Raw genomic sequence first — 23,121 nt, 5'->3', positions numbered from 1 at the left:
GATTACTGATTTAAGGGTTGAGACTCACTTACTGGCAGGGCTTTCAACAGGTGCCTGCCTTTGACGGAAAGATCCAGATTCCTATCCCCACTCCGTTCAAATACCTGCATGATAAATCTTTTGGTGTCTGCGATCGTGAACTTTTCAAATGCAAGCACAATGGTATTGTTGTCCTTACCCGAAACACCTTTTGTAAGGCCAGGGTAAGCAAATACAGGCTCCATCTCCAATTCCCTTACTGCCGTCCGTTTGGCTTGTTTAGCATCCTGGACGAAGAAGCGCCACTGTTCAGTGTTAAAGTCTATCCCTGACCTGTTGGCAAGGGAAAGCTGGAAAAACATCACATCCTCGTGGATATAAATCCCTTGAAGGGTGAGTTTTATGCGGTTGCTTTTCTCGCTTTTTCTCAAAAACGGCTTTTTGTCCACCACCTTTTTCGCCATTAGCTGAACCTGTTCTTCATTGAGGGAGATGCGGTCAAACAGCATCGCTGTAGTCTCAAAGTGGTTCTGCAAACCCATGTCAATAACAGGGTTTGGAATATGATCGCTGTAGTTGACCGTGAAATGGTATAATTTCCCATCGGCAGTAATCACATTGAGGTTGCTTTCAGGAAAACCCTTTGCCGCTGCTTTTACCTTCAGCACATTTTGGGCTTTGTCGTCTTTTTGGGTAAGTATATGGCGACTTCCCCTGTCCGCACTTTCCACTGGGGAAGGGAATATCAATACCGTCGTCTTTTCCCAAGCAATATTGAGCTGGTAAGGCGTGATCAATGCCTGATGGAAAAAGGACTGGCTTTGTGCCGATACAGCATATGTGAAAATCATCGCTATCAGCATTACGGTGAGAATGTTTCTATTATTCATGGTATAAGGATTAAGTTTTTTGGAAATTATTGATGACGTTGGTTTTGGTCAACCAGCAGTATGGGATGGGTATCTTTTACAGTTACCCTGATAAGCTTGGCTTTTTTGCTAAACAGTCCTTTGGCTGCTTCAATACCTGCATTGGCAGCCTGCGCTTCAATTGAGGGGTTAAAGCCCATAAACTGCGTGCCCTGTATGGCACTTGCTGTTCCTTCCTTGACTGATTCACGGGTAATGGCTCCTGGGATGCGTATGCCTGAAATGGCGTCCATATCATAAACAGTCAGGCTTATGGGGAAAATAACCTCCCCGTGACGGATGCCATCTACGGCTATCTCCAGTCTTTCCCCCTGGATGCCACAGGTTCCAAACACAAAGCTTCCGGAAGGAATCCGCATGCCATTGACATAAATATCCCGGGTCAAACGCATTTTTACCGTAGCCCCGGCAGTTAGGGTCTGTTCACCATGGATGACCGCAGGGACGGCAAAAATATTGTCATCGCTAGAAACTGACTCTTCCTCCAATCCATAGAAGCCGTTGATTTGCTTGGATTGGGTAAAAGCAGGAGTATAATCGAGCTCATCATCAGCTAGCTCCAAAGAGCTGGGCTTAGGTTGGTTTTTGTTAGACAATGGTTTACTCTCAGTATGGATGGGGAACACTTTGCCTTTTTCCTCCCGTGATTTTTCCCTGAGCCTGTCCTGTACCCTTTGGGGATGCTGGATGTCAAGGATCTTTTCCAACATGTCCTCCACCTGTCTCATTTCGGGATCATCTTCGTCTCTTTGTGACATCCTTTGCATCATGGCTTCTAACCTATCGATGTCCCCAGTCAATGCTATAGGGAATTCCTTTTGGCTGGCCAAGGCTTTTTGCGAAGCAGGCTGAACATCTGGCTGATCAAGTACAGCCTGAAGCTGATCCAACTGTTGTCGTATCTTTTCTTCCTGTGCTTTCATCGGTGTTGATTCGATGATTGGAGACAGGTGATTGGCTTTTTCTATATCCTGGCTTTCCAGTTCGGCTTCCTTAATCTGGAAAAAATCGGCATAGGGATCTTGGGTATATTGCTTTTGCCTGTTGGAAGAATCTTTCTTCGCCTTCTCAAAAAGGGAAAGCTTGTCCATGGGCTTTTCTTCAATTTCAGGGGAAGGAAGTGTTCCGATCAGCTTGGCATTATCGTCTGCAATCTCCACGGTGGGATTACCTCCTCCCAATGCCCAGAAAGTGGTAACAAGGAAGGGAAGGACAAACAATGGGAGTACCAGCAGGAACTTGCGGTGCCGTTTGAATTTCTCGCTATGGGGTTGTGTTTTCATGATATTTGAGATTTGATTGATTATTTGTTGAAGGGGTTTCCTATAAGATTTCTGTGGGGAGGATGGGTAACAAAACCCTGATGGGACTGCCTGAGAATGTTTGTAACAGGATGTAGAGCAGACATCCGGCAAACAGCATGATATACAAAAGCAGCAGTAGTTGCTTTTGTCTTTTACTTAGTTTGGCTTCCTTTTTCTTGAGGTATAAGCTGAGACTTCGCCTTAATTGATGCCAGGGAATAATCTTTTTGTTGTTCATATCACATTACCGTTTATTGATGTCGATATCCCGGTTTTCGATAACTTTCCATCTTTCGATTAGAAAGCCATGCGGATTGAGGTCAGATCGGTTGACATTTCTGAGCCGTCCTTCGGTTATCAGCTTCCTTGTCACTACGCTGGTTGAGCGGATGACCTTCTGTGTGCCGTGATAGCGGAAGGAAAAGGGATAAATTGATGTATCAATCACAGCGCTATCCATGTAGATGGTCTGGCTGACGCTGCCTGAAATGATACCTGTATAATATCCAGCCTCTTTGAGATCACTGAATTGATTTGCGGCGGAGTTGTCTGCCAATCCAAGTGCTTTGTTGATGTTGCTTTCGATTACCTTTTCATCTGGATCAAGGGTGAAGAAATAGTGGTGGAACATCTTTACATGATCCCGTGCCTCCACTGGAATGTTGTCTTTCCGTTCAGCTGAAAAAGCCTCCAATGCCTTATCATTGGCCAGAAGGTAAATCCTTTCCTGTGCGGTGAGTACCATGTTGAAAGCCTGATACACGGTAAAGCAGCAAAGCAATGAGGAACCGACAACCACCATGATGGTAAAGGTTTTGATGTGCTGGAATGCAGTGTCTATATTTTTGAGTTGTCTGAACATTTTTTTGGGTTGGTTATCTTATTTCATCATTCCTACTGTTGCTGTGGCACCTGCTCCAACTGCACCTCCTGCCATTTTGGTTGCCTTGTGCAGAATACCGTCTCTACTCCCTCCTGAAATGATGTAGTTGGCAATGTTGGGTATGGTGAAGTATCCGATAATGGCAAGAAGCATGAATACCGAATATGCCAGTCCACCGAAGAATTCTGGGGATGTAAGCGCCATGTTTTCCAAGATCTTGGCAGTGATGGCTCCGAATATATTGGCGATGGGCAGCCACAGATAGACATTGACATATTTGGCAATCCAGTTGGAAAGTATGTGCTGAAAACCTTCGAACACAGAAAGTCCCAACACAACCGGTCCCAGGATGGTCAGCACGATCAGGTGGAATGTGCGAATGGTGTTGATACAGAGTGCGGCTGAAACATAGAGCAGTTCCAACAGCCACCGCATAGCTGAAAGCGCCATGTTTTTCATTCCTGCATACAGAATTCGTCCTCCCCAAGTACCACCGGACAGGTTTTCGTTGGCCTCCTGTTCTTCGTATTGGTCAAGCTCTGATTGGTTGGCAGGGGGTTGGTTCTCAATCGCCCAGCGGGTATCCTCTTTCTGTTTGTCAATGTGCCAAATGATGGCATCGTTACTGCTGTCTACCATGTTTTCCGTGCCCCTGACCAGCGGAGAGAGCACCCCATTCATCAATCCCATCAGGGACGGAAAGAGCAGGATGGCCATACCGATGGCGAACGGCCTCAATAGCGGGTACATGTCTATCGGCTCTGCGTTGGCAAGGTGGCGCCATACCCTTTGGGAGATAAATAGCAGGGAAGCAAAACCCGCTATTGCCCTGCCCACTCCGATAAGCTGGCTTGCCAAAGGGATCATGTCGTCATACAGCCTTTGGAGTATCCCATGAAATTGTCTGACGTTGCCAGTCAAACCTTGAGCAACCGTCTGTTCTGGAAGCATCACCAAAAGGACAAGAGCCATTACAAGCAGTGTTGTTTTATTTTTCATTGGTTGAATTTTAAGTTAAAGGCCATATATAGTTTTGAGCATTTCCTGGTTTTCCTTTTCATGGATTCGAAGGTTCTGGAGGCTTGTCGTTTGCTTGTTGAATCCCCGGAGAAACATGAGTTTTACTGTCATGTCCTCATAAATTCGGTCGATGGATTTGAGTCGTTCGGCATCATTCATCCTTACCTGACCTGCGGTAACGACCATGGTAAGTTCCTGTAGGTTTTGCAGGCTCTGCGTGAAAAGCTGACTGTATATCCGAGAGATATAGTCAATCTCTGAAGCAGTAAACTGTCCACTCGATACAAATAGATTATATGACCTGCTGTATTCGGAGAGGATGGTCTGTTGCTGGCCGATGATCTCAGCCACTCTTCGGTACTGGCGAACGGTCGGGTTCACTGCCATCAAACCATCCAGAAATGTTTGGTGCAGACTGAAATTACCCTGACTGATGTCCCTTACCGCATTGTATCCGTTGGTGATGATGGTGTATCCGGTGTACATATTGTCAAGGATACTGCGTAGCTGGGATAGTTTTTCCACGTTCAGAAGAAGCTGGGCAATCTCCTGCTCCTGTGCCTTAACGGGAACATGAAAGGCTATTGCCAAAAGGCATATCACAAGTGTTTTTTTCATCAATTATTATTTAAGGTTAGTAGATTTCTTCCAACATCAGCATATCGTTTCTTTCCCGTTGTCTTGCTTGGGAAAGTGAGCGGATATCCTTTCCCAGACGTTTGAGGACAAGGTAATTTTTCAGGTAATCCCGGTAGAGAAAGTCTATGCGTTCAATCCTTTCCGCATCGGTCATTTGAAGATTGCTGTTGGTTACCACATCCTGAAATTCAGCGGAAAGCTTGCTTGCCTGATCATAGATTTTACTCCGCATCTCCGAGACATAGTTGTTTTCGGGAGGAGTAAGTCCCGATTGACTGGACATGAAAAGACTCAGTGCCTGCCACTCCTCCACATAGAGGGCTTGCAGTTCCATGAAGCCGGAGACCCGCTTGTGGTTGCTTACCTCAGGGCTTACCGCTTCCAGACTGAGCATGTAGGCCCGGTGCTCGCCAAGCTCTCCCGAGGTAAAGCCGTGGATCATGCCCAAGCCATGTTGCATGATGTTGTAACCACCATTTGTTTGGGAATTAAGCATCCGGTAGGCAATGATCTGCTCGGTCAGGTATCTGATCTGCGTTCTGTTTTGCCTGAACCATTCATTGAAATTCTGGGCGTGGGATGCCACGGAAATGAACAGCAGAATTACGGTGATATATATGGTTCTTTTACAGCCCATGAATCTGTTGTATCAGGTCAAGATCTAGCAGATTGCCGCCCCTTTGTACATCAAGTCCTATATTCTGACGGTTGAACCTCCTTAAGTCGGCAAGATTGTTCCTTACATCCTGGTCAACCCGATGCACGAGTTCAAGCCTTTCTGCATCGCTCATCTGCGTTCTGAAAGCATTGACCACCACATGGATCTGTTGCATGTTGTTGATGCTCGTTTCGAGGATTTTGGAATAGACCCGTTCCATATAGGTGATTTCAGCCACCGAAAAATTGCCGCTGTTTCGCAAGAGGCTCCAAACAGCCTGATACTCCCGTACCAACAATGCCTGATTCTGGGCAATGTCACGGATGCGTTGGTATTGGGTGATCGTGTTTTTCACCCGCCAGAGTTCATTGTAGTAATCGCCAAACAAATCACCCTGCCTTTGTGCCCAATCGGAGATTTCATCCAGCTTTAGCTGAGACAGGACATTTTCCAGCGTTTTTTGGGCATTTTGAATCCATACGGTTTCAAGCTGCAATCTTTGGATTTGCAGATCAACGGCTTTTATGGCGCGTACAACACCCCTGCGGATGATCTCACCAATGATCGGGTCGGCTTTTGCCGGTTGGGGAACTATGGTGAATGCCATAACCACAGCAAGCACGATTGCTCTTATTGTTCTTTTCATCTGTTTATGGTTTGGTTTTGCGTAAATCTGTTGCCAATGCCCTGATGGCGGCTTTCATATCTCCTCCAAGTTTCTGGGTATATTCCTGAAGTTTCACCTTTTCACTTTCCTCGGTGGTGTAGGCAAGATATTCTTCCAGAGACACCTCCGTGCGGTACACTTTGGACATCTGCCCACCCAGACCGATAAATACTTCTTTGTACACCTTGTCGGGGTCATTGGCTTTGTTGATGGAAAGAATGAGGGACTTTTCCTTTTCGGTCAGTCCAAGCAATTCCTGAATTTGATCGAACTTGTTTTGGTATTTGCTCTGATCAAGCAGGATTTTGCAGTCCGAGTTGTTGATGATGGCCTGCTTGACCACGGGGGAGGAGATAATGTCTTCCACTTCCTGCGTGACCACAATGGCCTCACCGAAGAACTTCCTGACCGTCTTGAACAGGTATTTGATGTATTCTGCCATTCCCTCTTTGGCAATTGCCTTCCAAGCTTCCTCTATCAGGATCATCTTGCGGATGCCTTTGAGCTTCCTCATCTTGGAAATAAAAATCTCCATGATGATGATGGTGACAACGGGAAAAAGTATCGGGTGATCCTTGATGTTGTCGAGTTCAAAGACGATAAACCGCTGTCCCAACAAATCAAGATTTTTGCGGGCATTGAGCAGGTAATCGAACTCACCACCCTTATAGTAAGGCCGCAGGACATACAGGAAATTCTCCACGTCGAAATCCTTGTCCTTTACCCGGTCTTTTTTAAGGGTTTCGGTAAAGTCGTTTTGCAGGTATTCAAAGAAACTGTCAAAGCAGGGAAAAATGTCTGGGTGTTTATCGAGCTTTTGATAATAGCCTGTCAATGCATTGGAAAGGGCAACATATTCTGATCTTTTGAATACCTCGTCATCCTTCTTCCACAGTGCCAGCAGCAGCGTTTTCAGGCTTTCTTTTTTTTCGGTATCAAGTACAGCTCCACCTTCAAGATGAAATGGGTTGAAGCGAATGGGGTTGCTTTCTTCGTAGGTGAAGTAATATCCCTTGACCAAATCGCATAAGCCACGGTAGGAATGTCCTACATCTACCAGAACCACATGGGTTCCCTGCTCATAATAGCTGCGTACCATGTGGTTGGTAAAAAAAGATTTCCCGCTACCTGATGGTCCCAGAATGAATTTGTTTCGGTTGGTGATAAAGCCTCTTTTCATGGGTTCATCGGAAATGTCCACATGCACGGGTGTACCATTCAACCTTTCACCCAGCCTTATCCCAACTGGACTTATGGAAGAACGGTAGGCAGTTTCCACATTGAAAAAACAGGCAGCTTGATCAATAAAAGTGTCGAAGGTGTCATTTACGGGAATGTCACCCGCATTTCCCGGTATGCCCGCCCAAAACAGTTGGGGTGCACCTCGGGTTTCCAGTTTTGGGGTTGCATCCATTTTGGCAAGGGATGAGGATACCATGTTTCTGAGGTCTTTCAATCCTTCCCTTTCATCCGTCCAAACCAACACATTGAAATGGGCTTTGACGGGCAGCCGTTGCTCGCTGATGGCTTCATTGAGAAAATCCGATACAGCCTCTTTGGATATGGCATTTTCCCTGCTGTAGGCAGAAAGGGACTGCAATCGAAGCTGCTTGCTTTCAAGCTTTTTGAGCGTGATTGCAGCATCATCCACGACAATGTACTGGTTGTAGATGTGACTGCATGGCAAGAGATAGCCAAGCGGCGAGGCAAAGGATATGGAGAATCGGCTACGGTCGGTGGAGTAGCTTTCGTAACCTATGGAAGGGCTGCAAGTGGAAGGCAGGTCTTCCACATCTGCCATAGAATACATCAAACAATGGTTGAAGCCAATCTGCCATTCGGGTTTGAAGACAATGTCTCTTATTTGTGGCGCTTGTCCTTTCTCCAACAGGTAGCAATACCTTTCCAATAGTCCAGTCTCTGACTCTGTTCCAGCCAAACTTACGGATGAAAGCGATTCCAAGCGTACCATCCCACTGTCGGAAAGAATCCGCTTAAATTGACCGATGGAGTTTTCAAGCTCCTGCAATACCTGTTCATCAAGGGTCTCCTCAGGCACGATGCCCCTTCCAAAAAGGTTGGATACCGCCGAGGTAGAAAGTTTATGGCTGGGATGGCGCTGGGTGACAAAGAGGTAACACTCATGCTCCAGAAAGGGACGTTCATGGAAGAATCTATCGCTGGAAGATGAAAGAAAGGTTTTCTCCGTATCCGTGAAATCCGCTTGGAAACGGCTCTGTACAAACCAGTCTTGCTTGTGCAGAATGGTATGTTTGGGCAGGACTTTGATGGCCTTTACCCATGCCTGATGTAGGGTGGCATAGTCTTTCTCGGAAAGCGTGAATATTTCCGGTAGCTGCACACAAAATGCAGCAGTAATATCTCCCTGTCTGGAAACGAGAAGGTCATTCTCAATTTTCCAGATAGGTAAAGCTTTCTCCAGATCGATTGATTTACTGTGGTCTGTACTTATCATTTTGTTTTTGTCATGCGATAAAAAGATTTTCTGCTGGATGACAGCACGGCTCCCGGCACACTTCTGTAAGCCATTTCTTTGAGTAGACCATGCCTGCCATACTTCTTGCTCATGGCAAAGATTTTTGTGAAAAGCAGGACTCCTCCACCAATGATAAGCGGAAACAGCAGCAATAGTGGAAACCCAATTAGGTAAAGCACAGCGAATGCGATCAGCAACACCACCAGTCCGACACCCAAATAGGCGATGTACTGGGCTTTGAATCCTTTTAGTTCGATGGGTTTGTTGATGCCCTTATTGATCGTATAGCTCATAATTTTACACTTTACAAATTGGGAATTTGAAAAAATTGAGCATGCTACAGACCAAAGAAGCTGGAAAGGACAGTAGCCACCAAGACCAGAAAGATACAGGAGCCGAACCATGCTGTGGCCACTTTTCCAGTATCATGGTCACCGCTGTTCCATTTGTTGTATACTTTGATGGCACCGATCAGCCCTACCAATGCCCCGATGGCATACATCAGGTTGATGGCAGTCTGGTAATAGGTTATGATGTGATTGGTTGCATCCACTATCCCTGCCGTTCCGCTTTGGGAGTAGGCATTGTAGTAGCAAAGGACAAATGCGATAAGTAGCAGGATTAGGAATTTCCTATTTCTGTTGGGGCAGGTAGCAATGTTTACATTCATGGTTTTTAATTTTTATGGGTAGGCATATTTTCAATGAGGGCTTTCCAGCGGTTTTCCAGTTCCTCGTGGGTAATTTCCAGACCGATCTTCTTTGCTTAGGCATGGATACAGTTGTTGATGGCGTGCCTGAAAGCAGGGACATTCAAGCCCTCGAAGGTTTCCAGCTTTTGGGTGATTTGGAACAAGAGCACTTTTTTATCCTTAGACCGTGCAAAGGCTGGAATCACATTATCCCGCAAATCGGCGTTGATCATTTCCAGCTCACCAAATGCCTTGGCAAACTGCGATTCGGAAAGAAGGATACTTGTCTCAGGCTTCTGTCCTTTTTTCTTGGAAGGGATTTTCAATTCCATTTTTGAGGCTATATCTTTACCAAAGTAGCGTACTGCCACATAGAGATAGTAAGCCGTGAATAGGATTCCCAGAGCGAGGAAAAACTGTTCCCATGTAATTTCATTGAGCATAGTGATTGGTTTGAAGTTGAACTTTTCGGATACAATCGAGAAGTACAAAATTCACCTGCCGGGATTACTTTTATTCACACTGCGATTTGGAAGTGGGTCAAATTGATGGGTTAAAAAACTAAATCAGCCAAGAAGCTTCTGGTCTATTCATTTAAAAACAATTGGAGTTACTTTAACTAAAATAGATAATCTGGTGTGTTAGAATAAAAAAGTATAAGATATATCGGAATAAGTATGCTCAGGCTTCTAAATTCGGTGATTAAATTACTTTTATCTGATTGATAAAGCCTAATAAAGGCAAGTTGTATGAAAAGATGAAGAAAACAAAAAAAATAAGCATTCATCAAAATAAAAAACATTCAAAATTCTTAACTTAGTAAATAAAAAACACTCAAATAGTGGACTATAATTTACTTTCAAAATCTCATAAAATTAAAATTACGTTTTTTGATGTTAAAGGAGGAGATGCCATTTGGATTAGATTTTTTGGGAATGACAAAAAATGGCATAACATATTAGTTGACGGGGGGTATGGGAATACATATAAGGCAGTTTTTGGGCCTTTGATTTCCAAAATCACTAAAGATGAAGCAATTGATTTATGGATTGTTACACACCCTGATATTGATCATATAGGTGCCATTCTTGGATTCATCAATGACTCACAGATTAAAGATAAAATAAAGGTTCTTAAGCAAATTTGGTTTAATTATTCCCCTTCAATAGTAGATACAACAACAGGTAAGTTAGGTGTTAATCAAGGAGTTACTTTGAGGTCCTTTCTCGAAAATCATGGATTCGTTGTTATGCAATCAATAGATAATAATCTACCAAATCAAGATTTATTTGGTTTAAAAATTAAGATATTATCACCTGATCTAAAAAAACTAAAGAAATCAAAAGAACACTGGAAGCATTCGGAGCAGAAGGTAATAAAGTTAGGTAGGACTTTAAAACAAAGTGACTATAAAAATACAATTGAAGGACTAAACCTTAAAAGATTTATTGAAGACACAGACCCATGGAATGGAGGAGCGATAGCTTTCATGATTCAATTTGATAGTGTACAATGCTTGTTTTTGTCTGATAGTCATCCTAGTTCTGTCGAAACATCATTAAAAAATCTAGGTTATGGCCCTGATTTCCAGGTAAAATTTGATTTGGTTCAATTGTCTCATCACGGTAGCAAAGCTAACAATAGCCCAAGTCTATTAGATCTAATGAAGACATCGAGATTTGTAATCACAGGAAATGGTATAAACAATCACCATCCTGACAAAGAGACTTTGACAAGGATTCTAACAAAAGACCAAAGGGAAAATGATATTGAATTTGTATTTCCATCTGAAACTGATGCACTCAAAAACTTATTTTCGGTAGATAATAATCCCTTTTTGAGGTGGCGGTTCAAATGTACTTTCCCACCTAATAATCAAGGCTTTGTTGAATTTCTTTTTTTATCTTTAACCCAAACCTAAATTGATTTGAAAGAAAATATACTTCAATTGGCAACACTCAGAGTTCATTGTAATGGTGTAACTGGTACTGCTTTGCTTTTTTTTCCAGGGCAGCAAGTTGAGTATGTATATGTATTCACAGCGAAGCATTGTCTAGCAGGGGATGATTTTAAGTTCAAATTTTCAAATACTGATATTAAGCTTGAAAAGATTTTCAATTCCACAAATAAAAAATTTTATTCATATCAGCTTAAGGAAACTGATCGAGTAATTGCTTCAGATGATACAAATGATTTGGCTGTTTTAGTTTTGTCAAAACAAAAAATTCTTGAATTAACGGGGTTGGAGTTTTCCTACCAGATTATTGAACCAAATGAAGAAACAAGGGACTTCATTGTAAGAGGATTTGCTTACATGAATGAACAGAACGAAGATCGATTCTTTCCACTTTTTTTCTACGAGCAAACTAAAGATAACGATTCAAAAGTCATTTTTAAATCCAAAGAAGTTCTTGATACCTACTACCAGCAGGCAGGTGTCAACATGAAAGGGCTTTCTGGTGCCGGGATTTTTTCAAAAGTATTTGAAAATTATTACCTCGTTGGAATTGTCCAAAACTTCGAGGAAAAAAACCTTTTTCATGGTAAAAAGATTACTGTTTTAAATAATCTGCTAATTAAGGCTAATCTTGAAGAGATTTTGATCTCTAAACCGGAAACAAGTACACTTGTATTCGAAACTATTAAGCACATTGAGAGAAATGAAATTCAACTTAAATCAGGCATTTCAGAAACAATTGGAACTTTAAATATTACCAGAAATACCAAAGAAATTGAAAAAATTCTTCTTCGCAATAAAACAGCTGTAATTTTTGGAAAACCGGGAGTTGGCAAATCCGCAATTGCCAAATCTCTCATTTCTACTTTAAAGCAAAATAATAACGTAACAGTAATTTCATTCTCAAGTGAGCAAATTGCCTGTGATTCTTTAGAGGAAACAAATTCAAAAACTGGATTCAAAACCGAATTTCAATCAATCTTAAGAAGTCCGGCCATTTCCAGTCATGTAGTCATATGGATCGAAAGTTTTGAAAAAGTAATTGAGTCCAATCGATTGGGTGCCTTTAAAGAGTTGATTAAAGCTTGCAACCAATATTCTAATGTTCATCTTTTGATCACCATTAGAGATTACTCTTTGCAAAGTTTTAGAATCAATTTACGGTTTGAACTTTCTTCGGGAGAGATTTTTTATCAATTGAAGGAATTCAATGATGCTGAAATGGAGTTGGTAAAAAAGGAATTTCCGGAAATCAAGCCTCTCCTAAAAAATCATAAAATTAAAAATATACTTCGGACACCATACTATTTGGACAAGGCTATCAGGGTTTTGCCGGAATTACTTGTACATGATCAATTGGATGAGATTGGGTTCAAAAAATTGATGTGGCTACACATTGTAGAAAAGGGAGAGTCAAAAAGAGGAGAAATTTTTAAATCAATATGTGTGAAAAGGGCCCGTGAATTGGATCTATTTACAACTTCGAATAAATCGCATAAAGTCATTGGCAATTTGATCAAAGACGGCCTTCTCCAAACGAGTCCCGAAGAAATAGAACGCTATTCTCCATCACATGATATCCTTGAGGATTGGGCTTTAACCAGATATATTCAACAGAAGTTGATTTCATCAACTTCCCCTATCGAATTCCTAAAGTCTATTGAAAATAATCCCGGCATTATTAGGGCATTTCGAATTTGGTTAGAGGATTTTTATAAGAATAATCCAAAGTCAGCAATTAAGATGGCTAATTCGATTTTGGCTGACCCAAGTAATGATAATAATAAAGTGGATGTAATTTTAATTGCCACCCTAAGATCGGAAAGATCCCATGTTTTATTAGAGACATTAACTGAGAAATTTTTGAAAAATAGAGGTGAGTTTCTAAAAAAGATAATTCTGTTGCTAGAAACAGGATGCATGATCCAGAATTTTAATTCAACAAGCCTCAATGAATTTTTACCCATTGGATCTGGATGGGACTTTGTTCCTAAATTCATTAGAGAGAACCTTAAAACTGTGTTATCATTTCCAGGATTTGAAAATATCTATATTTCATTCTTGAAGTCATGGAGCAAACAACTTCCAGAATTCAATGTTTCACAATTACCTCAATCTGCCAAAGAAGTTGGTGAGCTAATTGTAGATTACATTTTTAGGCATCAATTTGAATACAATGATGACCTTTTTAAAAAGTTGAATGATACTATTCTAATGCCATTACTTTCCATTCTATTTAGTCTTACTTCAGCCTTACCGGAAACAATCAAAGGTCTAATAGATGCTGCAGAAAACATTGATGTTGAACACAGTAAATGGAAAGCAAAAGGACTCTTGAAAAACATCAGACATTATTTAATCCGAGGAGTATTGTCTGACCAAATATGCAAATATTATCCTGATAAAGTTATTAAAATAGCCATTGATGTATGGAGTAAAAAAGAAAAGTCATTTGGACTTGGGGGATTATTATCTCAAATACAAACAGTCCCTGATCTAAAAGATTTCGGTCTTAATAGCAATCTCAACTACATGTATGATTCTCCAAGTGGATTCCAAAGCTTTTTCTACTGGCATTTTCTTCATCATCCTGAATTAGCACTAGATTTTTGGATTCCATTCTTAAACCAAGCATTTAAAAATAATTACGAAGCTCGTTTGTTGAGACAAAGTGAAGCTTTAATTGTTTCGATTTCATTTTCTGATGGATCAACAAAGGAATATTATGGCAGTTCGGATTATTGGATTATGTATCGAGGAACAAATGCGATAAATCATTTAGTCTCTTCATTGCTTATGGCTCTTGAGAAAGGCGGGCTTGATCTTGCAGATTCAGGAGAAGATAATTTTTCTACTCTAAGAAAGATTTTAGAAAGATTAATAAAAGAGTCGAATAGTGTTTCGGTTTTGGCAGTTGTTTCGAGCATAATCCAAGCCTACCCTGAATTATTGGATGAAACGTCTGTCAGCCTTCTAGGAGTTAAGGAATTTTACAAATGGGATAGTTCACGATATAGTAGTGAATCATTCACATCTAATTATTATCACAATAATCTTTATTTGCGAGAAGAGAGGATATTAGAAAACAAAAGGCCACATCGGAAGAAGTATTTTTTGGGATTGGTCGGATTTGTGGCAGACTATATGTTTTACCACCAGACCTATAATACTCTTTTATTTAAGGAAGTCGATCGAATGTGGGAATCATTAGATGAAGGGGATAATCTAATGAGGAAATTCCTTTTCGATATGGATGCTAGAAAATATAACTATAGATCCTTAGACCAGCAAGGATTGGGAAATATGGTTCAAATTTCACCTGGGTATGATGATCAAATACAGGAAATGGTAACGAAAACAGGCGATTCCAAATTGTTTTTTCCAGCATTAGACAGCTTTTGGGCAAAACAGGTTTTTGATGGTGAAAAAGTGTTCGATAATGATTATGAATCATGGAAAGTCAGGTATCAGAATTGTGCTAGGGAAATAAAAGGATTAGAATTCCTTAATCATTCAAGCGCAATAGCAGCAGTTGGAATAAGGGACTTTCTTGCTGAACTAACCAAAAAAGAAAAACTATGGTGCAAAAATGAAATTTACAGTTTTGGAGAGAGGCTACTCTGCCCTACAGATCCTTATTCAATTCCTTCCATAAGTAGTTTTGACAAACCCGGATTTTTGGGGCTTTCTTTAATTTTTGGCATTTTGGAAAAAGATTCCGAGTTAAAGAAGTTTAAAAAATTGATTTTTAGACTTTTGATTTCAAATATAGATGAACAATCTAAAATATACCTTGAGCTTGGGCTAACAGAATATTTAAATAAAACACATCCGAATTTTGTATTGCAATGTTGGTTCGGTCTTCTTAATTATATTGAAAACAAACAAAAAGAATTTGAGAATGCTAAAAAAATTGACCCATATAATATTTATCCTGTCAAAAAAACAGAAAACAAAGACTGGATTGACAAACTTATAAAATCTGTTGTGGAAGGAACCTTTCAACCTAGTAATTGCTTAAACCTCCATTTTCACAAGTCAATAGATTCCTTTGTAGCTGATACAATTAGGATAATTCCTAAAGATTCAAAGATTAAGTTACATGCTGAATTTATCCAAAAGGTTTTGCAGTTTCATTTGGATACACTTTCCAAAGGGGATGAATATAGCGAATTTGAGTATGGGAAAAGTAGGCAAGCAATCCAATTCTTTTATGCAAGGTATGTTTTGTTACAACCTCAGCAAACTGCAAGAAAGCTTTTCATTGAACTGATCAGTAATACTCTAATTGAAAATAATACTGATGACAAATTTTATAGATCAGTTCAAATGACTCAACTAAGTAAAGCTAAGTTCGTTTATAGTTTAGTTGAAGAATTCATCTTGGCTGCAGCTCAGGGAAGCCCAGCATCAAATTTTTGGAACCTTTGGAAAAGTCTTCATGAATGGATTATCGAGAATAAGCGAGGATATTTAATTAATCTTTTCTTTTTGGATATTGATTGGGAAAAGTCTGTAGAAACTTGGGGGATTCTTGAAGGAAAAAACATTTTTTATGAGGAATTCATACTTAATTATGGCCATAATCAAGTCAATTCAGTAATTAAACTTCTCAAAGGTATCGCTTTCAGGAACTTTATGCCTGATTCAATTTCCTGGATAAGAAAAGTGCTGATTCACAATGAATTGTCTGATTCCCCCTCAAAAGAAGTCGATTTTAAACTCCTGGAAGAGTTTGCGATCAAGGCATTTTACAATTTTGCTAATATTATTAAAAATCAAAGGCTTATTATAAATAATTTCTTATTTATACTAGATTATCTAGTTGAAGAAGGTTCTACGGCTGCCTATTTGTTAAGGGAGGAACTGATCCAATATAAAACTGTTGATTAATATTCTTATTGCATTCCTTAGTTCTTACATTAACCACATAAAGATTAGAAAGAATCTCTTTTTTAGATCATTTATTACTTTTCTTTCAAAATCAATTTTTGCAAAAAATCAAAGGAACAAGATAAAAAGCTTTTAATTATACCATTTTTCGGAGATTTTTTTGCTGAATCTCCTAATTTATTAAATCGTCCGAAAATCTCTAGGTCAAACTTTGACACAAATAATATCTCATTGACAGGGAATACGATACCAAGTTTGTCGATTTTATCAGCTCTATCTTCTTCTACATATTTCTTAATTACGTCGGTATAAGAAATTGTAATTCTTAAATCTAAACTTTCATTGTCTCTATAGCCACTAAAACTCGGTATAAGGTTTATATGGTTTTCTCCCAATGGCTCAGATATTCGATTAATATAACCGATATACACTTTGCGACTTTTAGTTGTAATCATTAAAAGCTTATCTTCATCTTTCTTTTCCGCTAAAGAAAACCAAATCAACCTATCTAACTGATTTCCCCACCTTTCAATTGTGTAATCGAAGGCAAATTCTCTTGAAAAAAATAAATTTAAAAACCGTGCTAATGGCCACGAAATAACAAAAACTAGAATAGCATGTTTCAGTCCATTTGTTGGTTTAAATTTAAAAATATCACTTACATATTCATTAATCCAAGACCTGTAAAAACTAATATCACCAACTTTGAAATTACAAATAACTATGAATTTATCAGACTGTAATAAAAAATAATCAATCAAATAAACAACCATTGATAGTATTACAGCAGAGACTAAAGAATTATAAATAAGCTTTTGTCTCTCAAGTCGTAAGTGATAATATTTCGTCAGATTAAAGGTTACTAAAAAAATATATCCCCCTAACAAAGGAAGTAGAATTAAATCTAACCGAGGCATTTTTTATTCAGATGAAAGTAGAGATTCTTTAGAATACTCATTACGTTTCTTTATGGAATTGTTTAATTTTTCTAATAGGATCAATGCTTCTTCTTTGTTATTGAACAAGTCAACAGAATTCATGTAAAAGGCACCATTTGATGTTACTTTTATCTTTTTAAGATCAGAATTTTTTTTCCGTTCTTTCCAACTTGATATTGCTTTTATTAACCCCATTACGATTTGAATTTACAATTACAGATAAATATATAAATATAATCAATCAATAACAAATTTAATTCCAATTGAGCCCAATCAAATACCAAATTTTTTAATTACGAATTATTTGTTCCAAATTCCACCTAAAATACTCTTTACTAAAATTCCAGTGTATAATGGGGATGGTTATTATAAAACCGCATAATACACAGTTTTTGAAAATTATCTGGCAGGAAAAAAGCTACTCCCAAAAAATAAAAACTAAGTTACCAGAAATTGGGATATCAATTAGTCTAACAAAATGGACTATACCACTGCAGAATAATAAGCCAGGTTCATCTAAAGTCTGTCTCAAAAGGCTAGGATTACCCTTTGTTTCGACTAGACATGGTTTTTTTATTTTATCATCAATAAAATTTTTTCCAACGTATTCTCAGCGTTTTTCTTATAGTCTTCTTTTATATAATAATATTTTTTGGTTGCTTCCAATTTTTTAATGTAATATTCTTTTAGCTGATTATCTTTCCATTTTTCAAGGATAATTATTGTTCGTTCTTCCCATTCACCAAATTCGTCTTCGGTATAAAAACTACTAAGCCTTATGTCCGAAAGTTGGGTACTTAATTCTGATGAAATTTTACTGTTTAACTCAATATTTTCAACTTGTGAATGTAAATCTTTATTGATTAGTGAAATGCTGTCATTGATATTTATTAATAAGTTTATTGAATCTTTTTTCTGCGTTAAAGAGTCTTGATAAGAAGAATATAGTTTTTTATATTTATCCGTCTGATAGTTGTTTGAATATTTGTTTTCAAGTCCCCCTATGAAAAATGCTAACCCAGTAATAGGAACGATTATTATCCAAAATAGACTGTTCTCAAATATTGATTTAGAAGAGTTAATTTCTTTACCGTTTTCAAAATCTGCTTTCATTTGTAATAATACATTTGTAAGTATGTGCTTATCTTCATTAAAGGCTTCATCATCTAAATAATTTCCAAAATTTGCTCTTAAGGTTTTATGTCTGAATGTTAACTGAGAAACGACTTCTTTATATTCGCATTCTCCAAAATAAGTATCAATAAATGCTCGCACATCTCTTTTGATACTTTGTGCTTCCTCATATATTGAAGCAGTTTTAGAATAAATTTTTTCTTTTTCAGATTCGTCAATCTTATCATAAAATCTGCCAAGGTCAGAGCTATTTACCAATGTGTCTGGAAGAGAGTTAACCTTATCAAGCAATTCATCAATTCTTTTTATTAGTTTTTTTAGTTTATATTTTTTCATTCCATTAAAACTGGTTTTTTTTAAGCTTTTACCTAACTCTAACCAACCACTTCGATTTATTCTGATTTCTTGCTTTTGTTTGTCAGTCTGAATTTATCCATTTCTTTTTTAATTCTCTCAACTAATCCCAACTTTCTTTCCTAAGACCAATCTTATTCAATCACGCATCTTCTTGATCCAATTACATGATCTAAAAATCAATAATTGGTATCAAGACATGCAAGAATATCAAATACCCAAATATTAGGTAAGGAGATTCCATCCCCAAACAAAAGCAGAATCTCTTAAATACAACCAAAAACTAAAACAACCACTTCCTAAAATCCACCAATCAACTTGCTATTCCACCTAGCAAACCCTTCACCCTGCGGATGTCAGTCAACAGCCACTAGAAAAAGCCCTGATAGATTTTTTCTCCTATTAGGGCCTTTTTTCGAGGGCTTTTCTCTAGTAGGCTAAATGTTAGTGGCAGTTTATATTATTTCAAACATACTTTTCCGTTCTTCTTCTGAATTTAGTAAAAAATGATGCATATTCCAGGGTGCTGGTTTAACTTCATCTGAATAAAAACAACAATTAATCATTTCATAAGTCTGCAATTCTATACAAACTGCGTTTATGTCCAATTCATAACATTCTGAATAGGTCGAATGTGCTGGATTAGGAAAAGTGTCTTTATAGATTTTGTTATACTTTGGTTGAAAATATCGAATTAATGCAGCCTCTGTAAAGTTTATCTTCTGTTGTTCATTTATGCCTCCCCAATTGAGTCTCTCGGACACTTTTTTCCTTCTAATATCATCCTCTAGTAGCTCCTCTGTTGAAAATTTTGTCCGTCCGTCCATCATCATTAAATTTATTTGAGCAAATGATGCTAATGCTAAATAAATCTCACTATCGGGGTTATTGATTATAGCTTCAGCATAAATTCCTTGTAAAGTAGAATGACTTACTAACCTATCTGGTGCAGTCCTTGCACCATCTACGCCATAAGATTGTCCGATATAAAGAACCTCCAAATTTAAAAAGTCTCCTGATACTAAAGTTTGCAAGAATGGAGAAACTTTTGCGTCAACTAATTGCTCTCCTTTGCTTTTTAACTGAAATATGTTAAATGGATATTCAGAGATGATTTCAATATCTTCTGTGTCAAAATTGTTGGCAAACTTATATTCTATTTCTTCTATTTTTCCTTTCCTATTAACTCCAAAAGTCATTTTTATATATTCCTCAGTTGCTTCAAATTTTTCTGGAATTATAGTTAGTCTTGGCTTTTTACAAATGAAATAAATATGACAAGGGCTATTTTTATCAAAATAGTTGAATTCTGATACCAATTTTAGTTCTGGCTGTTGAAGAATAATCATTTTCTCCAAGTTCATATTTATTGCAAATTCTGTTGGTAGTCTTTTACTCATTTCTGTTTCGTTTAAATTGCCACTACATTTTACTCTCCGCAACTTGTGCCTATAGCATGCCATATGGCATGCTATAGGCACAAGTGTTGCTGATATTTCCCAATTACCAAACATAACCATTCCGATCTTAACATAAAATACCAACTAAAGGGTATTTTTCAAGGTAAAAAAAATAAAACCCCATATAAGAGGCTTTCAAAAAATTCATGGTGATAATGACAACTTTCTGCTCCTTCCACTTCTACTACAAACCGCCTGATGCGGGCGGGAAGACGGAGATCCGGGTCGGCGGTGGCATTGTGGGTAGATGAACTTCCGTGCAACGAATCGCCTGAAGCCCTCTTTTCGCTATTGTAAATTTAATAAAAACCTTTAAAAATTACTTGGAATTTAAGACAGTACCTCGACTGTGATGAGTTATATTTCAAATTTGTCTATTTCAAGGATTTCATAAGGAACTGTTGCTTTATCATTTGAAAGCCTTTCATATTTAATTCCCAATTTATCATGTAATTTTATATATCCCCATCTTGTCCATCCATGTTCAAAATTATCAACATGGAGAAAGAAATCATTTCCTTCCTCATCTTTTGCAAATATAAAGCTTGACATCCCAAAGCTATTTTCAGGTATATTATTTACACGCACGATAGTATAACCCTCATCAAGTAATTCCTCAATATGCTCTTTATCATATTGCTCCACCTTAACTGGAGTGAACCATTTTGAATTTTTCAGGGGATTTTCCGCAGACTCAAATTTTATATTTCGTAGGCCTTCTAAAAATGTTCTATTATCTGAATTGTCTATTGATTGCCCTTTGATTGCGGATACAATATTGAAAAAATGATTCGCAACAAATTCGATGAATTTATAAACGAAATCATTCGAAAATGAGGCATTAATATTAAAACTTGATAGATCCTTTAAAAATTTAAGCGTTTCATTGCAAGCAAGGTAGGGATAACTTTCCTTTTGAAAAATGAATTCATATATATCCAGAATTTTAGAATAAGCTTTCTCTTTTTCTGGATAATTGTGCCTTTTTATTTCAACTGTACGTTTCAAAGCTGTTGCCCTGTATGTACCCATCATAACTTTCCAGTCGCTTTCATTTTTCCAATCAATGCTTCTTTCCAAAATTTCTGTATATCGTCCAATATTTAACAGGCATAGAAAATTCAATTTGGTCAAAGAAGACGAATACTTTTTTGAAGAATTCTCTGGATTCCCATAACCATTATTTAAGAGCTTCTCAAATATTTCATTAGCCTTTTCAGAATCCTTTTGATGAAAGAGAATTAAACCTTTCGCAAATAAATATCTAGGATTGGAATTATCATGTTTCAATGCTTCCTCAATTACTTGTGTTTCTCCTGCTTCATCTCTTATCCCTTTTAAGATTCTTGAATAGTGAAATAGCAATTCATGATTAGATGAATTATATGCTATTAGTTCAGTAAATCTATTTTTGAGATTTACTAAATCAAAATGATTTCGCTTAGCAAAAGGTCTTGCCAATGCCTTATTTAAGTCAACAACTAAAGCTCTAATTGTATCTGATATGTTTTCTGAAATGAATTCTACATCAAACTCATTAATTCCTAATATTTGATTTCGATTTAATTGTTCTTGAATTTTGTTTTTTCGCTCCTTTACCTTATTTGAAATCTTACTCCGAACTTCAATATTAATAGGGTTAACAAGCAAAAGGTCTTTAATTGAATCACTTAGTTTGAATTGGTCATTTCCAGTCTCACTCGTATCTCTAACTACTAAACTAGTTTTAGACAGTTCGTTAATAGATTCTGAAATTTCATCATTTGATAACTCCAATAGGTCAAGTAATTGAGATTTACTGACTTGACCCGAAACGTAAATTGCCTCCAAAATCCAAATTGAGTATTCCTTTAGCGATTCGATAAGGTTGTTATATGAAAATGCAGCAATATCTTTTTGTGATTTGCTTATTGATTCTGCAATATCGATGCCTTTAACATATAGGTCTACAGTTAGTCGTATAGCAAGTGGGTTATTATTTGCTCTAAAGGCAATGTTTTCTAAATCCTCTTGTTTGAAGCTGCTTACGCCTCTTCTTTTAAAATAATTTCTACATAAATTAACCGCATGTCTTTTACCCAAAGGTTGTATAGGAACAGTTGTGGCAGAATCAATTGAAATTCTACTTGTCACAATTACTTTCCATAATAAAGGTAATGACTCATTGAAATTTAAAAATTCCTCTTGGGAATGAACTAATAATGTTTCAAGGTTATCAATACAAATTAGTATCTTTTCTGATTCGAGCTGTGTAGTTGCACCCTCAAAGGAATCAAATTTTTTGTCAAGATAAATTGAATTTAAATCATCTAACAATGAGGTCTTTATCTGGTCAATTCCATTTATAGCCTCTATTTTTTCAATTCCATCTGGGGTTAATCTTTCATTTTTTAATGTACAAAAAAGAATAGCATTGATTTTTGTAGACCATTTAGGGTTTAGGCTAATATCCTTTAAAAACTGCAAGATTAAAGCTGTTTTTCCAACACCACCAGGAGCAACAATTGCAACCAAATTATTTCTAGCTTTTGAAATAGTAGATTCCAGATCTTTAGTTTCTGAATCTCTTCCAAGTAATCCGGTTATTTCATGGTCAAATGACTCAGGCAAAGTATTAGGAATAGCCCACTTTACATTGTTAATCCAATCATCAGGTGGTGGTGATAATTGTTCAGCTTGAGCTGCATTTAATGCCTGCCTAACCTCTCCTAACCCTAACTGTAAAATTAATGGGTCACTTGCGATAGTAGCTGCTCTAAACCAATAAGTGTCAGGAAAAGGTCTGTTTGGATGACTTATTGCATTTCTTATATCAAAAATATTTAATGTAGAACAAAAATCCTTCAATGACCTCATTTTAACTTCATAGGAAGTGCCTTTTGTTATGTCGATTGCAAAGTTGAAAACTTCATCCAAATAACTTGATTCAATAAGTAATGTGATATTGTCCTTGTCAGAGAAATTTTGACCTTCTTTGAGTCTATTTGTAATTCCTGATATATTATTTTCAGAAATACTATCTTGAAATTCAGAACTAAGCACGAAGTTTCCAAGGCTTGTTTCGAGAGAATAAATAATCATTGCGCTTTTAATTCTAAGAATTTGTTCAGTAGTCATA

The 23,121-nt window shown here is 37.8% G+C and carries 17 protein-coding genes; 2 read left to right on the top strand and 15 right to left on the bottom strand.

The genetic code is table 11. The features are described 5' to 3' along the window. Positions 1-2 precede the first annotated feature (2 nt). The 11 genes from traN to MM239_RS11385 all read right to left on the bottom strand — a co-directional run bounded on the left by traN (position 3) and on the right by MM239_RS11385 (position 9,710). On the bottom strand, positions 3-869 hold the full coding sequence (gene traN / locus MM239_RS11435; protein ID WP_262918631.1) for a conjugative transposon protein TraN: 867 nt from the start codon (positions 867-869) through the stop codon (positions 3-5). Between the two features lie 26 nt (positions 870-895). Then, positions 896-2,191 carry a conjugative transposon protein TraM gene (traM, locus tag MM239_RS11430; protein ID WP_241348375.1) on the bottom strand — a complete coding sequence of 432 codons (1,296 nt, stop codon included), beginning with the start codon at positions 2,189-2,191 and terminating at the stop codon, positions 896-898. Between the two features lie 265 nt (positions 2,192-2,456). Further along, positions 2,457-3,074, bottom strand: coding sequence for a conjugative transposon protein TraK (gene traK / locus MM239_RS11425; protein WP_241348374.1), 618 nt, complete (start codon positions 3,072-3,074; stop codon positions 2,457-2,459). Positions 3,075-3,092: 18 nt separating this feature from the next. Beyond that, on the bottom strand, positions 3,093-4,094 hold the full coding sequence (locus MM239_RS11420) for a type IV secretion system protein (RefSeq protein WP_241348373.1): 1,002 nt from the start codon (positions 4,092-4,094) through the stop codon (positions 3,093-3,095). Positions 4,095-4,109: 15 nt separating this feature from the next. After that, positions 4,110-4,601: a TerB family tellurite resistance protein gene (locus MM239_RS11415; RefSeq protein WP_241348372.1), complete on the bottom strand. Its 492-nt coding sequence runs from the start codon at positions 4,599-4,601 to the stop codon at positions 4,110-4,112. Positions 4,602-4,749: 148 nt separating this feature from the next. Next, positions 4,750-5,391 (bottom strand): hypothetical protein, encoded by a 642-nt coding sequence (locus tag MM239_RS11410; RefSeq protein WP_241348371.1) that lies wholly within the window; start codon positions 5,389-5,391, stop codon positions 4,750-4,752. Further along, positions 5,381-6,058, bottom strand: a complete 678-nt coding sequence (locus MM239_RS11405; RefSeq protein WP_241348370.1) for a conjugal transfer protein TraI — start codon at positions 6,056-6,058, stop codon at positions 5,381-5,383. Before MM239_RS11405 ends, MM239_RS11410 begins: the two co-directional genes overlap by 11 nt. 4 nt (positions 6,059-6,062) lie before the next feature. Then, on the bottom strand, positions 6,063-8,555 hold the full coding sequence (locus MM239_RS11400; RefSeq protein WP_241348369.1) for a TraG family conjugative transposon ATPase: 2,493 nt from the start codon (positions 8,553-8,555) through the stop codon (positions 6,063-6,065). After that, positions 8,552-8,869: a DUF4133 domain-containing protein gene (locus tag MM239_RS11395; protein WP_241348368.1), complete on the bottom strand. Its 318-nt coding sequence runs from the start codon at positions 8,867-8,869 to the stop codon at positions 8,552-8,554. The genes MM239_RS11400 and MM239_RS11395 overlap by 4 nt, the downstream gene beginning before the upstream one ends. Before the next feature lie 44 nt (positions 8,870-8,913). Next, positions 8,914-9,246: a DUF4134 domain-containing protein gene (locus tag MM239_RS11390; RefSeq protein ID WP_241348367.1), complete on the bottom strand. Its 333-nt coding sequence runs from the start codon at positions 9,244-9,246 to the stop codon at positions 8,914-8,916. 95 nt (positions 9,247-9,341) lie between these two features. After that, a complete protein-coding gene (locus MM239_RS11385; RefSeq protein ID WP_241348366.1) occupies positions 9,342-9,710 on the bottom strand; it encodes a hypothetical protein in 369 nt (122 codons plus the stop codon). 398 nt (positions 9,711-10,108) lie between these two features. Between MM239_RS11385 and MM239_RS11380 the strand changes: the two genes are divergently transcribed. Both MM239_RS11380 and MM239_RS11375 read left to right on the top strand, forming a co-directional pair. Further along, positions 10,109-11,188 carry a ComEC/Rec2 family competence protein gene (locus tag MM239_RS11380; protein WP_241348365.1) on the top strand — a complete coding sequence of 360 codons (1,080 nt, stop codon included), beginning with the start codon at positions 10,109-10,111 and terminating at the stop codon, positions 11,186-11,188. A gap of 6 nt (positions 11,189-11,194) precedes the next feature. Continuing rightward, the gene (locus MM239_RS11375) at positions 11,195-16,117 is read left to right on the top strand and encodes an nSTAND3 domain-containing NTPase (protein WP_241348364.1); all 4,923 of its coding nucleotides are present in this window, start codon (positions 11,195-11,197) and stop codon (positions 16,115-16,117) included. Positions 16,118-16,191: 74 nt separating this feature from the next. Here the strand turns inward: MM239_RS11375 and MM239_RS11370 are convergent, their stop codons facing one another. From MM239_RS11370 to MM239_RS11355, 4 genes are all read right to left on the bottom strand, one after another. Further along, entirely contained in the window at positions 16,192-17,034 is an 843-nt protein-coding gene (locus tag MM239_RS11370; protein ID WP_241348363.1) for a hypothetical protein, read from the bottom strand. A 594-nt stretch (positions 17,035-17,628) separates the two neighbouring features. Beyond that, complete coding sequence (locus tag MM239_RS11365; RefSeq protein ID WP_241348362.1) at positions 17,629-18,525, bottom strand: hypothetical protein; 897 nt, start codon at positions 18,523-18,525, stop codon at positions 17,629-17,631. 473 nt (positions 18,526-18,998) lie between these two features. After that, positions 18,999-19,943 (bottom strand): hypothetical protein, encoded by a 945-nt coding sequence (locus tag MM239_RS11360; RefSeq protein ID WP_241348361.1) that lies wholly within the window; start codon positions 19,941-19,943, stop codon positions 18,999-19,001. A 417-nt stretch (positions 19,944-20,360) separates the two neighbouring features. Next, entirely contained in the window at positions 20,361-23,120 is a 2,760-nt protein-coding gene (locus MM239_RS11355; protein ID WP_241348360.1) for an ATP-binding protein, read from the bottom strand. Position 23,121 lies beyond the last annotated feature (1 nt).

Origin of the sequence: Belliella filtrata, from assembly GCF_022549775.1 — a bacterium.
In the GTDB taxonomy this organism is placed as follows: Bacteria; Bacteroidota; Bacteroidia; order Cytophagales; family Cyclobacteriaceae; genus Belliella; species Belliella filtrata.
This window is presented reverse-complemented; position numbering and strand designations above follow the sequence as displayed.